This is a genomic window from Vibrio mytili, assembly GCF_049563345.1.
Taxonomy (GTDB): domain Bacteria; phylum Pseudomonadota; class Gammaproteobacteria; order Enterobacterales; family Vibrionaceae; genus Vibrio; species Vibrio mytili.
The window spans coordinates 2,628,042-2,640,580 of sequence record NZ_CP110481.1 but is presented as its reverse complement, the minus strand read 5'-3'; the positions used below and the strand labels follow the sequence as shown (position 1 = coordinate 2,640,580).

Genomic DNA, 12,539 nt, shown 5'->3' with positions numbered 1-12,539 from the left:
CGTGAGTGGATTAACCTACACTCTGGTCGTCAATGGTCCGGTTTACGGTAGCCAATCGGCTCGCAGTGCCTATCAATTTGCCCAAGCGGTGATTGAGAAGGGCCACACACTGGTCAGTGTCTTTTTCTATCAAGACGGGGTCACTAACGGCACGGCACTGAGCGTACCTGCTAATGATGAATTTGATCTAAGTAGCGCGTGGCAAGCGTTAGCTAAAGAGCATCATGTACGGCTTGAAACCTGTGTGGCTGCCGCTTTGCGTCGTGGTATCATCAGTGAAGGCGAGGCAACCCAACACGGCTTAACGCAAAACAACTTAGCGGTGGGTTTTGAGCAAGCGGGATTAGGCAGCTTAGCAGAAGCGATGCTCACCCAAGATAGAGTGGTCCAATTTTGAGTCAGTTAACGTATCTATTTCGTAGTGCACCTCATGGTCGTACCGCTGGGCGTGAAGGCGTAGACGCTCTATTGGCGGCTTCTGCATACTGTGAAAACATCAGTGTGATCTTCGCGGGTGATGGTGTGTATCAGCTTTTACTGGGACAAGACCCGAGTGGTATTTTAAGTAAGGATTACGCACCTATGCTGAAGTTGTTCGATCTCTATGATATCGAGCAGGTGTTTGTCTGTGCCGAGTCACTTGCACAGCGAGGGTTAGCTCAAGCGGACCTCGTGATTGATGCTCAGACACTAAATACCGAGCAAGTCAAAGACAAGCTGCAGCAAGCTGGCAAATTACTGTCATTCTGAGGAAGTCATGTTACATATCATAAAATCCGTGCCAGCCATACAGGATGCGATGGCGATGTACAGCGAACAGGATGATATTCTCCTGATCGAAGATGCGATATACAGTGCAAACCCTCAGCACCCAGCATTTCATTACCTAAAAAAAGCCTCAACCTTTGTGTTGGAGAGTGACATTCAGGCGCGTGGCATGGTCAATCGTATCAGCCCCTCAATCCAAATCGTAAACTATTCTGGCTTTGTTGAGCTAACCGCAAATCAAGACAAATCGCTAACTTGGGACTGAATCGTCTTTCTTGTCGAGCATACTTTACAGCTGGGTTCATAGCATTGAACAAAAAAGATTCGTATATTTCTTGACACACCTCCCACTGCTGCATAGAATTTTGCGTCCCTAATTGCCAATGGCAGTTAGGGCTAGATTTTTCACAAAGCTTACTTTCAAGTAAATTCAGGAGCTAGTTAATGGCAACTATTAACCAGTTGGTACGTAAGCCACGTGCAAAGCAAGTTGTTAAAAGCAACGTGCCTGCACTAGAAGCGTGCCCACAAAAACGTGGTGTATGTACTCGTGTTTACACTACAACACCTAAAAAACCTAACTCAGCACTTCGTAAAGTTTGTCGTGTACGTCTGACAAACGGTTTCGAAGTGACTTCGTACATCGGCGGTGAAGGCCACAACCTTCAAGAGCACTCAGTTGTTCTAATCCGTGGCGGTCGTGTTAAAGACCTTCCAGGTGTGCGTTACCACACAGTTCGCGGCGCACTTGACTGTGCTGGCGTAAACGACCGTAAACAAGGTCGTTCTAAGTACGGTGTGAAGCGTCCTAAGTCTTAATTGCTCTCTTTTAAAAAGAAAGCGTTAAGTAAGGCCAAACACTTATTTTCAATTTTATTTTTTTGAAAAAACTGAAAAGTTTTGGATAAAACCTGAAGAAGACAACGGAGAAAATCCATGCCACGTCGTCGCGTCATTGGTCAGCGTAAGATCCTTCCAGATCCGAAATTCAAATCTGAATTGCTGGCAAAATTCGTTAACATCCTAATGGTTGACGGTAAAAAATCTACTGCAGAGAAAATTGTTTACACTGCACTAGATGCTATGGCTGAAAAGTCTGGTAAAGACCACTTAGCTATTTTTGAAGAAGCTCTTGAAAACGTACGCCCTGCGGTAGAGGTTAAATCTCGCCGTGTTGGTGGTTCAACTTACCAAGTACCTGTAGAAGTACGTCCGGTTCGCCGTAACGCACTTGCTATGCGTTGGTTGGTTGAAGCTGCGCGCAAGCGTGGTGAAAAATCTATGGCTCAACGCCTAGCTGCTGAAATGCTAGACGCGTCTGAGAACAAAGGTACTGCTGTTAAGAAACGTGAAGACGTTCACCGTATGGCAGACGCGAACAAAGCGTTCGCACATTACCGCTGGTAATACCTTCTGTGCTGCGAGGTCCTCTCGCAGCACTTTTCTATACTCTAAGGTACACCTTAGTAAGAGGATACAATCGTGGCTCGTAAAACTCCTATTGAGCGCTACCGCAATATCGGTATCTGTGCTCACGTAGATGCAGGAAAAACAACCACAACTGAGCGTATTCTGTTCTACACTGGCCTTTCTCACAAAATCGGCGAAGTTCACGATGGTGCTGCAACCATGGACTGGATGGAGCAGGAGCAGGAACGTGGTATCACTATCACATCCGCTGCGACTACTACTTTCTGGCGTGGTATGGAAGCACAATTCCCAGAGCATCGCGTAAACATCATTGATACCCCTGGACACGTTGACTTTACTATCGAAGTAGAGCGTTCTCTTCGTGTACTTGATGGTGCTGTGGTTGTGTTCTGTGGCTCATCTGGTGTTGAACCTCAGTCTGAAACAGTATGGCGTCAAGCTGACAAATACCACGTTCCACGTATGGTATTCGTGAACAAGATGGACCGTGCGGGTGCAGACTTCCTACGCGTTGTGGACCAAATTAAAAATCGTCTTGGTGCGAACCCTGTTCCAATCCAGCTTAACGTTGGTGCCGAAGAGGACTTCAAAGGTGTCATCGACCTTATCAAGATGAAAATGATCAACTGGAATGAAGCCGATCAAGGTACTTCGTTTACTTACGAAGACATTCCAGCTGACATGATCGAGCTTGCTGAAGAGTGGCGCAACCATATGGTTGAGTCTGCCGCAGAAGCTAGCGAAGAGCTGATGGACAAATACCTTGAAGAAGGTGAGCTGACTGAAGCTGAGATCAAGCAAGCACTTCGTACTCGCACACTAAACAACGAAATCGTTCTAGCCACTTGTGGTAGTGCGTTTAAGAATAAAGGTGTTCAAGCGGTACTCGATGCTGTGATCGAATTCTTGCCATCGCCTATCGACGTTCCTGCTATTAAAGGTGTCGATGAAAGAGACAATCAAGTTGAACGTCATGCCGACGACAATGAACCTTTCTCAGCGCTAGCGTTTAAGATCGCGACTGACCCATTCGTGGGCACGCTAACTTTCATGCGAGTTTACTCTGGTGTAGTAAACTCAGGTGATGGGGTTTACAACTCTGTCAAAGAGAAGAAAGAGCGTTTTGGTCGTATCGTGCAGATGCATGCGAATAAGCGTGAAGAAGTTAAAGAAGTTCGTGCTGGTGATATCGCTGCAGCCATCGGTCTGAAAGACGTAACCACAGGTGATACCTTGTGTGACCAGAACCACAAAGTGATTCTGGAACGCATGGAGTTCCCACAACCGGTTATTCAGATTGCTGTAGAGCCTCGTTCTAAGGCAGACCAAGAAAAAATGGGTATCGCGCTAGGTAAACTGGCAGCGGAAGATCCATCTTTCCGCGTGGAAACCGACGACGAAACGGGTCAAACTCTGATCTCTGGTATGGGTGAACTTCATCTAGATATCATCGTCGATCGTATGAAGCGTGAATTCAGCGTTGATTGTAACGTTGGTAAACCTCAGGTTGCTTACCGTGAAACCATTCGTGGCAAAGCGGAAGTAGAAGGTAAGTTTGTTCGTCAATCAGGTGGTCGTGGTCAATACGGTCATGTGTGGATCAAGCTTGAGCCTTCAGAGCCTGGTGAAGGTTTCGTATTCGTCGACGAAATCGTGGGTGGTGTTGTTCCTAAGGAATACATCAACTCGGTATCGAAAGGTATCGAAGAACAAATGAATAGTGGTGTTCTAGCGGGTTATCCTGTATTGGATATCAAAGCAACATTGTTTGATGGTTCTTACCACGATGTAGACTCAAGTGAGATGGCGTTTAAGATCGCTGGCTCAATGGCGTTCAAGAAAGGTGCACTAGAAGCTCAACCTGTGATTCTAGAGCCAATGATGAATGTCGAAGTAACCACTCCGGAAGATTGGATGGGTGACGTTGTTGGTGACCTAAACCGTCGTCGCGGTATCATTGAAGGTATGGACGAAGGTGTGGCTGGTCTGAAGATCATCCGTGCTCAAGTGCCACTATCTGAGATGTTTGGTTACGCAACTGACTTACGTTCTGCAACTCAAGGCCGTGCGTCTTACTCTATGGAGTTTCACGAGTACGCTGAAGTGCCGAAAAACTTCGCAGATAAAATTATTGCAGAGCGTGGTTACTAATTGACGATTGAATTGCAAAAAGTTTACGACTTTTTGCGAGATCATACCGTCCAAATATTGCGCTAACGGGCGTTGGCGCATAAAATAACAATTTCTGGCGCGTCGTCGATCAATAATGATCACGGCGAATCATAACTAGGAAGGAACACGATCGTGTCTAAAGAAAAATTTGAACGTACGAAACCGCACGTTAACGTTGGTACTATCGGCCACGTTGACCACGGTAAAACAACTCTAACTGCTGCAATCTGTACTACTCTAGCTAAAGTGTACGGCGGTGTTGCAAAAGACTTTGCTTCTATCGATAACGCTCCAGAAGAGCGTGAGCGCGGTATCACAATCGCAACTTCTCACGTTGAGTACGATACTCCATCTCGTCACTACGCACACGTTGACTGTCCAGGACACGCGGACTACGTTAAGAACATGATCACTGGTGCTGCACAGATGGACGGTGGTATCCTAGTTGTTGCTGCGACAGATGGCCCAATGCCACAAACTCGTGAGCACATCCTACTAGGCCGTCAGGTTGGTATCCCATACATCATCGTATTCATGAACAAATGTGACATGGTTGATGATGAAGAACTACTAGAACTAGTAGAAATGGAAGTTCGTGAACTTCTTTCTGAATACGACTTCCCAGGTGATGACCTACCAGTTATCCAAGGTTCTGCACTAGGCGCACTAAACGGCGAAGAGCAGTGGGAAGCGAAAATTGTTGAACTAGCTGAAGCTCTAGATACTTACATCCCAGAGCCAGAGCGTGCAGTTGATCAACCATTCCTGATGCCAATCGAAGACGTATTCTCAATCCAAGGTCGTGGTACAGTAGTAACTGGCCGTATCGAGCGTGGTATCCTATCAGTAGGTGATGAAGTAGCAATCGTAGGTATCAAAGATACTACAACGACTACATGTACTGGTGTTGAGATGTTCCGTAAGCTTCTAGACGAAGGTCGTGCGGGTGAGAACGTTGGTGCACTTCTACGTGGTACTAAGCGTGATGAAGTTGAACGTGGTCAAGTACTAGCGAAGCCTGGTTCAATCACTCCACACACTAAGTTCGAATCAGAAGTATACGTACTGTCTAAAGATGAAGGTGGTCGTCACACTCCATTCTTCAAAGGCTACCGTCCACAATTCTACTTCCGTACAACTGACGTAACTGGTGACATCCAGCTACCAGACGGTGTAGAAATGGTAATGCCTGGTGACAACGTACAGATGACTGTTGAGCTAATCGCACCAATCGCAATGGACGAAGGTCTACGTTTCGCGATCCGTGAAGGTGGCCGTACAGTAGGTGCTGGTGTTGTTGCTAAGATCTTCGACTAATTCATAGCGAATTAAACGAAGTCTGCACTCTTCTTTATGAAGAAAGCACACATTAGAAAGGGAAGCTTAGGCTTCCCTTTTTTGTATCTTCTGTTTAACGGTTTTATTTTGTTATAAGCAAAAATAAAGAGCGTGAAATGTTTGTTTTATAAAACAATCTATTAATAGCCTTTTCCTCACCTCATTGACTCTCTTATTTCTAAGTGATTGATCATTCTCTGTCGATTAAAAATTAATATAACTAAATGTTCTTACTTGATCTTGCAATACGACTGGTAACGAGAACTATTCCTGTTTATATTGTGTGTCAACGTTCAATCTTATGGGGTTTGGGTTATGTTTGTATGTCTTTGTCATGGTGTTTCTGACAAGAAGATTAAGAAGCTAGCGATAGATGAAGGCATCACGGATATTCGAGGAATAAAGCGATGTACTGCGCTGGGTAGTCAGTGTGGTAAGTGCATTAAACAAGCCAAAGAAATTTTAGCTGAACACAGCATCGAACTAAAACAAGCCAGCTGAGTAACGTAACAATAAGGTACTATCACGGCTGCGCCTTTTGACACCTTCTCATTTGCTTCTACATTTATATGAAGTCCAAAAGAGGAGGCAGTTGCCCATGAAAGGCGATCCAATCATTATTCAACATCTTAACAAAGTGCTCGGTAACGAGCTCGTCGCGATAAACCAGTATTTTCTTCATGCCCGTATGTATAAAGATTGGGGTTTAAAGCACCTTGCGGACAAGGAGTATCATGAGTCGATAGATGAAATGAAACACGCTGATCACCTCATCGAACGCATTCTTTTTTTAGAGGGGTTACCTAACCTGCAAGATCTCGGCAAGCTGATGATTGGAGAAGACACCAAAGAGATGTTGGAGTGTGATTTGAAGTTAGAGATGGCGGCGATTCCGGATCTCAAAGATGCCATCGCTTACTCTGAAGATATTCGGGATTATGTATCACGTGATTTATTTCAAACGATTCTTGCAGACGAAGAAGAACATGTCGATTGGCTTGAAACTCAATTGGGCTTAATTCAAATGACGGGGATCGAAAACTATCTACAAGCACAATACGTTGACGAAGAATAACCTCGAGTCTTTGGGCTAGATTGAAATACATACGAAAGGTTTCAGAAATACTTGACGTAACTCGTTGGGTGTTTCTGATTTGAGTGTCAAAAGTTTATTAATTTTACCTACAATCTTATCTTTGAAGATTTATCGCTATCTTATAGAATTCATTTCCCCCTTACCCTAAAAAGAAAAAAGAGAACCCTCCATGTCCGAAGACAATAGCCCCGCATTAACATCAGAAGAACAACAACGCCAAGACGCGCTGGATTACCATGCATACCCGACCCCAGGGAAAATTGCTGTCGAGCTGACTAAACCCGCCGAGACAGCCGGTGATCTTGCGTTGGCTTATAGTCCTGGAGTCGCAGAGCCAGTACGAGAAATCGCACAAAACCCTGAGAATGTCTATAAGTACACTGCGAAAGGTAATATGGTTGCCGTGATTTCTAATGGTACAGCAATTCTTGGACTGGGCAATCTTGGCCCACTGGCTTCCAAGCCAGTGATGGAAGGTAAAGCTTTATTGTTTAAACGTTTTGCGGGTTTAGATTCGATTGATATCGAAGTGAAACACCGTACGACGGACGAATTTGTGAATACCGTTGCGAGTATCGCGGATACTTTTGGTGGTATCAATCTAGAAGACATTAAAGCACCGGACTGTTTTGAGATTGAAAAGCGCCTTATAGAGCGTTGTGACGTGCCTGTATTTCATGATGATCAACATGGCACGGCCATTGTTACTGCAGCAGGTATGCTGAATGCGATCGAGTTACAAGGAAAGAAATTAGAAGATTCCGTGATCGTTTGCTTGGGAGCTGGGGCAGCGGCAGTCGCTTGTATGGAGCTGTTGATTAAATGTGGCGCGATGCGTGAAAAAATCTACATGCTCGACCGTAAAGGCGTCATTCACACGCGACGTGATGACTTAAATGAATATAAACAGCTATTTGCCAACAACACGGATAAGCGTACGTTAGAAGATGTTATCGAAGGTGCAGATTTGTTCTTAGGCGTATCTGGACCTAACTTGTTACCAGCGGATGCCCTTAAGTTGATGGCGGATAAGCCGATTGTCTTTGCTTGTTCAAACCCAGATCCTGAAATTAAGCCGGAGCTTGCTCATGAAGTGCGTGGTGACTTGATTATGGGTACTGGACGTAGTGATTACCCTAACCAAGTCAACAATGTACTGTGCTTCCCGTTTATTTTCCGTGGTGCTTTGGACGTCCGTGCAAGTGAAATCAATGATGAAATGAAGTTAGCGGCGGTCGAAGCGATTCGTCAATTAGCCAAAGAGCCAGTACCAGACTCAGTGCTCAAAGCCGCGGGGGTCGACAAACTGGTATTTGGCTCAGATTACATCATTCCTAAACCAATGGATGCTCGACTGTTGCCGCGTGTGGCTAAAGCTGTTGCTCAAGCCGCGGTGGATTCTGGGGTAGCTCGTATTGAAATGCCAGAAAATTACATGGCAGAGTAACTATCCTTGATAAATTGATGTACAAAAAATGGGACACCGCGGTGTCCCATTTTTTATGTCATTCTTTCAGCACTATCAACGAAATCATCATGTTTGGATTCAGTTGGCTCTCAAATTACTCAGTCGTCAAATGACTCAAATTCTATCCCCATTTCTGTCATTAGCGCTTTTACTTCTGCTGGGATATCGTCTGGGCGATCTTTACGAAGGTCTTCATCGGTTGGAAGTGGCTGACCTGTATACGCATGGAGGAATGCTTCGCAGAGCAATTCGCTATTCGTCGCATGGCGTAAGTTATTGATCTGACGGCGGGTGCGCTCATCAGTTAGCACTTTTAACACTTTTAGCGGGATAGACACAGTAATTTTTTTTACTTGCTCGCTTTTCTTTCCATGCTCAGCATAAGGGCTAATGTATTCGCCATTCCAGTCAGCCATTGCGTACCTTCGTTTTAATAATCGATTAAAAATAATAGAGGAGCTGATTTTAGCTGCATTTACTGCCATAAGCAAAGACATATAGACGTCTAGAAGTGTTGACGTCCTATTTTTTGACGAGTAAAGTGAGAGGATAGTAAGGAAAGCGTATCATTTGGTTATATTCGATTAGTTAGATATAGCGCATTCCTATGCATAAGTCATCACCTGTGAAAGGATATCTCCATGAGCACCCGAAAGCCGTCGACCATTGCTGTACGCACTGGTATCGAATCTGACAGCCAATATCGTGCTGTTGTTCCACCAATCTACCTCTCGACGAATTACGGCTTCCCCGCATTTGGTGAAGTACCAAAGTATGATTACACCCGCTCTGGGAACCCGAACCGTGGTTTGCTGGAAACGGCTCTGTCTGAATTAGAGTCGGGTAAAGGAGCAGTGATCACCAATTGTGGTACATCTGCTTTGAATTTATGGGTTTCAGCCTTTGTTGGCCCTGATGATCTTATTGTTGCGCCGAATGATTGCTATGGCGGCACTTACCGGTTGTTTAATACTCGTGCTAACAAAGGCGATTTCAACGTGTTGTTTGTCGATCAAACGGACGAACAAGCACTTGATGCTGCACTGCAGCAAAAACCTAAGCTTATTTTGTTAGAAACACCATCGAACCCATTGGTTCGCGTGGTTGATATTGCTTTAGTCTGCGAAAAAGCCAAACAAGTTGGAGCCTTAGTCGCGGTTGATAATACGTTTTTGACTCCTGTGTACCAGAAGCCGTTAGAGCTCGGCGCCGACTTTGTCATCCACTCTACAACAAAATACATCAACGGCCACTCGGATGTGATTGGTGGGGTGATCATTACTAAAACGCAAGAGCATGCAGAGGAATTAGCGTGGTGGGGGAACTGTATTGGTGCTACGGGGACACCATTCGATAGTTATATGACCCTTAGAGGATTACGTACACTGGGCGCTCGTATGCGAGTGCACGAAGAGAGCTCTCAGCAAATCCTTGATTACTTGCAAAAACAGGCATTAGTGGCAAAAATTTATCACCCAAGCTTGCCGGATCACCCGGGCCATGAAATTGCCAAGAAGCAGCAATCAGGTTTCGGCTCTATGTTGAGCTTTGAGTTTGGCGGTTCGTTTGAGCAACTCAAAGTTTTTGTTAAAGAGCTACAATTATTCTCTCTTGCTGAGTCACTTGGTGGTGTTGAGAGTTTAATTTGTCATCCTGCGTCAATGACACACCGTGCAATGGGTGAAGCCGCTCTGGAAGAAGCCGGTGTATCTCAGCAACTACTGCGACTCTCTGTCGGACTTGAAGACGCGCAAGATCTGATTAACGATTTAGAACAAGCCTTCAATAAAGCGTTACAACCTTAGGAGACGACATTCATGACCGTACAACGTCAGCTACACAAGTTTGGCGGTAGCAGCCTTGCCGATCCGGAATGCTATCTGCGTGTAGTCGGGATTCTTAGAGAATATTCAGCAGAAAACGATCTGGTTGTGGTCTCAGCAGCAGGAAAAACCACCAATCGATTGATCGAGTTCTTAGACGGTTTAAACAAAGATGGTCGTATAGCGCATGAAGCGCTTCAAGCCCTCAGACAGTTCCAAACCGGATTAATTGAGTCACTACTTGAGGGTGAGGTCCAAACTCAGTTATTGGCATTACTTCAAGATGAATTCAGTACTTTGGCAGAGTTAACTGCGCCATTGACTGCTGCAGAGCAAGCTGCGGTGTTGGGGCACGGAGAGGTGTGGTCTTCTCGCTTATTGGCCGCGTTATTGTCTCAGCATCAATTGCCAGCAGTCGCGCAAGATGCGCGCGCATTCTTACGTGCCGAAACGGGTACGCAACCTGAAGTGGATCGTGCCAGCTCTTACCCATTGCTCAAAGAGGCCTTGGCTCAGCATAGTCAAAAACGAGTTATTATCACCGGCTTTATGGCGCAAAATGATGCAGGCGAAACGGTTCTGCTTGGTCGTAATGGGTCCGATTACTCGGCGACCGTCATTGGTGCTTTAGCGGAAGTGACGACCGTCACTATATGGAGTGACGTGGCAGGGGTATATAGTGCTGATCCTCGATTGGTCGCAGATGCGTGCTTGTTACCATTGCTACGATTAGATGAAGCAAGTGAGCTTGCTCGCTTGGCCGCTCCTGTTTTGCACAGTCGAACCCTTCAACCCGTGGCTCAGAGCACCATGGATCTGAACCTGAAGTGTAGTTATCAACCAGAATCTGGCTCGACACGTATTGAGCGAGTGTTAGCCTCTGGACGCGGGGCCAAGATCATTACCTCTTTGGATGAAGTGCTGTTGGTGCAGCTGTCGTTTGTTCAAGGCCACGATTTTGAAAAGACGCAAAGTCATGTGCTTAGTGCTTTGCAGCGTGCTCAATTAGAACCTTTGGCTTTTGAAGCGCAATCAGATCAACACACATTACGCCTAGCGTACACCGCAGAAATCGCCGGTGGTGCGTTAAAGTACCTACAAGAATTGGCCATTGAAGCTGAAATTAAGTTGAAGGAAGGTTACTCCTTAGTCGCTGCGGTTGGCGCTGGTGTGACGAAGAATGCTAATCACTGTTTTGGTTTTTATCAGAAATTGAAGCATGCACCGATAGAGTTTATATCTGAGACCGAATCGGGTCTTAGTCTGGTTGCGGTATTGCGCCGTGCAGATACCGAACCGTTAGTTCACTCTATCCATAGTCAGTTATTCCAAGCCCAAAAGCGAGTTGCCGTCGCACTGTGTGGTAAGGGCAATATTGGTTCGAGCTGGTTAAGTTTGTTTGCGACACAAAAGGGCGAGCTTGAAAGACGTTATGGATTGAGCTTTGAGTTGGTCGCTGTGATTGATAGTCAGACTTATTGGTTTGATGACCAAGGCATCGATGCTGCGACTGTCTCGGAACGATTCGACGAAGAGGGGATTACCAATGATGGTGCTTGGCTGACTCGTCTGGGTGGTTTACAGAATTACGATGAAGCGGTAGTTCTTGATGTCACTGCGAGTAAAGAACTGGCGAATAGCTACGTCGAGATTGCTCAGCAGGGCATCCATTTGATTTCTGCAAATAAAGTCGCGGGGTCTGCCGACAGTCATTACTACCATCAGGTACAGGATGCGTTTGCTAAAATCGGCCGTCATTGGTTATACAACGCAACCGTCGGCGCAGGGTTACCTATTAACCATACAGTACGTGATCTGCGTGAAAGTGGTGATGAAATTGTGGCGTTGTCAGGTATTTTCTCTGGCACGCTTTCTTGGTTGTTCCAACAATTTGATGGTTCAGTACCATTTAACGAATTGGTCGATTTAGCATGGCAACAAGGCTTAACGGAGCCAGATCCTCGCTCTGATCTAGATGGTTCTGATGTGATGCGTAAATTGGTGATCTTGGCTCGAGAGTCAGGACTGTCCATTGAACCTGAGAGTGTCAAGGTCGAGTCGCTTGTGCCAGAGGAGCTGCGAACACTGGGGGTGGATGAGTTCTTCGACAATGGTGTGTTATTGAGTGAAACGCTGCAAGAGCGTTTAACCAAAGCACAAAAGAACGATCAGGTACTCCGCTATGTAGCTCGTCTGCAAAAAGGTGGCAAAGCGACCGTCGGGATAGAAGCATTACCACGTGAGCATGCGCTTGCTAACTTGTTGCCGTGTGACAATATCTTCGCCATTGAGAGTAAATGGTATAAAGATAACCCGCTGGTTATTCGTGGTCCTGGTGCAGGGCGGGAAGTGACAGCAGGGGCGATTCAATCGGATTTAAATCGACTTGCAGGGTTGTTATAACTTTTTTGTACTAGCTAAAACCTCGGACATGTTCTGAGGT

General features: G+C 45.8%; 13 protein-coding genes. 12 read left to right on the top strand and 1 reads right to left on the bottom strand.

What is annotated here, in order from left to right; genetic code table 11:
• Window position 1 precedes the first annotated feature (1 nt).
• From tusD to ONE56_RS12100, 10 genes are all read left to right on the top strand, one after another.
• Complete coding sequence (gene tusD / locus ONE56_RS12145; protein WP_423839937.1) at window positions 2–397, top strand: sulfurtransferase complex subunit TusD; 396 nt, start codon at window positions 2–4, stop codon at window positions 395–397.
• Window positions 394–750 carry a sulfurtransferase complex subunit TusC gene (tusC, locus tag ONE56_RS12140; RefSeq protein WP_423839936.1) on the top strand — a complete coding sequence of 119 codons (357 nt, stop codon included), beginning with the start codon at window positions 394–396 and terminating at the stop codon, window positions 748–750. The genes tusD and tusC overlap by 4 nt, the downstream gene beginning before the upstream one ends.
• Window positions 751–757: 7 nt before the next feature.
• On the top strand, window positions 758–1,033 hold the full coding sequence (tusB, locus tag ONE56_RS12135; RefSeq protein ID WP_423839935.1) for a sulfurtransferase complex subunit TusB: 276 nt from the start codon (window positions 758–760) through the stop codon (window positions 1,031–1,033).
• Between the two features lie 179 nt (window positions 1,034–1,212).
• Entirely contained in the window at window positions 1,213–1,587 is a 375-nt protein-coding gene (gene rpsL, locus ONE56_RS12130; RefSeq protein ID WP_004399892.1) for a 30S ribosomal protein S12, read from the top strand.
• A 117-nt stretch (window positions 1,588–1,704) separates the two neighbouring features.
• On the top strand, window positions 1,705–2,175 hold the full coding sequence (gene rpsG / locus ONE56_RS12125; protein WP_005382796.1) for a 30S ribosomal protein S7: 471 nt from the start codon (window positions 1,705–1,707) through the stop codon (window positions 2,173–2,175).
• A 75-nt stretch (window positions 2,176–2,250) separates the two neighbouring features.
• Entirely contained in the window at window positions 2,251–4,350 is a 2,100-nt protein-coding gene (gene fusA, locus ONE56_RS12120; protein WP_041155024.1) for an elongation factor G, read from the top strand.
• Window positions 4,351–4,503: 153 nt separating this feature from the next.
• The gene (gene tuf, locus ONE56_RS12115) at window positions 4,504–5,688 is read left to right on the top strand and encodes an elongation factor Tu (RefSeq protein ID WP_423839934.1); all 1,185 of its coding nucleotides are present in this window, start codon (window positions 4,504–4,506) and stop codon (window positions 5,686–5,688) included.
• Window positions 5,689–6,024: 336 nt separating this feature from the next.
• Complete coding sequence (locus ONE56_RS12110; protein WP_041154731.1) at window positions 6,025–6,210, top strand: (2Fe-2S)-binding protein; 186 nt, start codon at window positions 6,025–6,027, stop codon at window positions 6,208–6,210.
• 97 nt (window positions 6,211–6,307) lie between these two features.
• A complete protein-coding gene (gene bfr / locus ONE56_RS12105) occupies window positions 6,308–6,784 on the top strand; it encodes a bacterioferritin (protein ID WP_423839933.1) in 477 nt (158 codons plus the stop codon).
• A gap of 190 nt (window positions 6,785–6,974) precedes the next feature.
• Complete coding sequence (locus tag ONE56_RS12100) at window positions 6,975–8,252, top strand: malic enzyme-like NAD(P)-binding protein (RefSeq protein WP_423839932.1); 1,278 nt, start codon at window positions 6,975–6,977, stop codon at window positions 8,250–8,252.
• Window positions 8,253–8,371: 119 nt separating this feature from the next.
• On the opposite strand, the gene metJ is transcribed toward ONE56_RS12100, so the two are convergent.
• On the bottom strand, window positions 8,372–8,689 hold the full coding sequence (metJ, locus tag ONE56_RS12095; RefSeq protein WP_041154728.1) for a met regulon transcriptional regulator MetJ: 318 nt from the start codon (window positions 8,687–8,689) through the stop codon (window positions 8,372–8,374).
• A gap of 225 nt (window positions 8,690–8,914) precedes the next feature.
• Between metJ and ONE56_RS12090 the strand changes: the two genes are divergently transcribed.
• Together ONE56_RS12090 and ONE56_RS12085 are read left to right on the top strand one after the other, a co-directional pair.
• Complete coding sequence (locus tag ONE56_RS12090) at window positions 8,915–10,078, top strand: O-succinylhomoserine (thiol)-lyase (RefSeq protein ID WP_041154727.1); 1,164 nt, start codon at window positions 8,915–8,917, stop codon at window positions 10,076–10,078.
• A gap of 12 nt (window positions 10,079–10,090) precedes the next feature.
• The gene (locus ONE56_RS12085) at window positions 10,091–12,499 is read left to right on the top strand and encodes a bifunctional aspartate kinase/homoserine dehydrogenase II (RefSeq protein ID WP_423839931.1); all 2,409 of its coding nucleotides are present in this window, start codon (window positions 10,091–10,093) and stop codon (window positions 12,497–12,499) included.
• Window positions 12,500–12,539 lie beyond the last annotated feature (40 nt).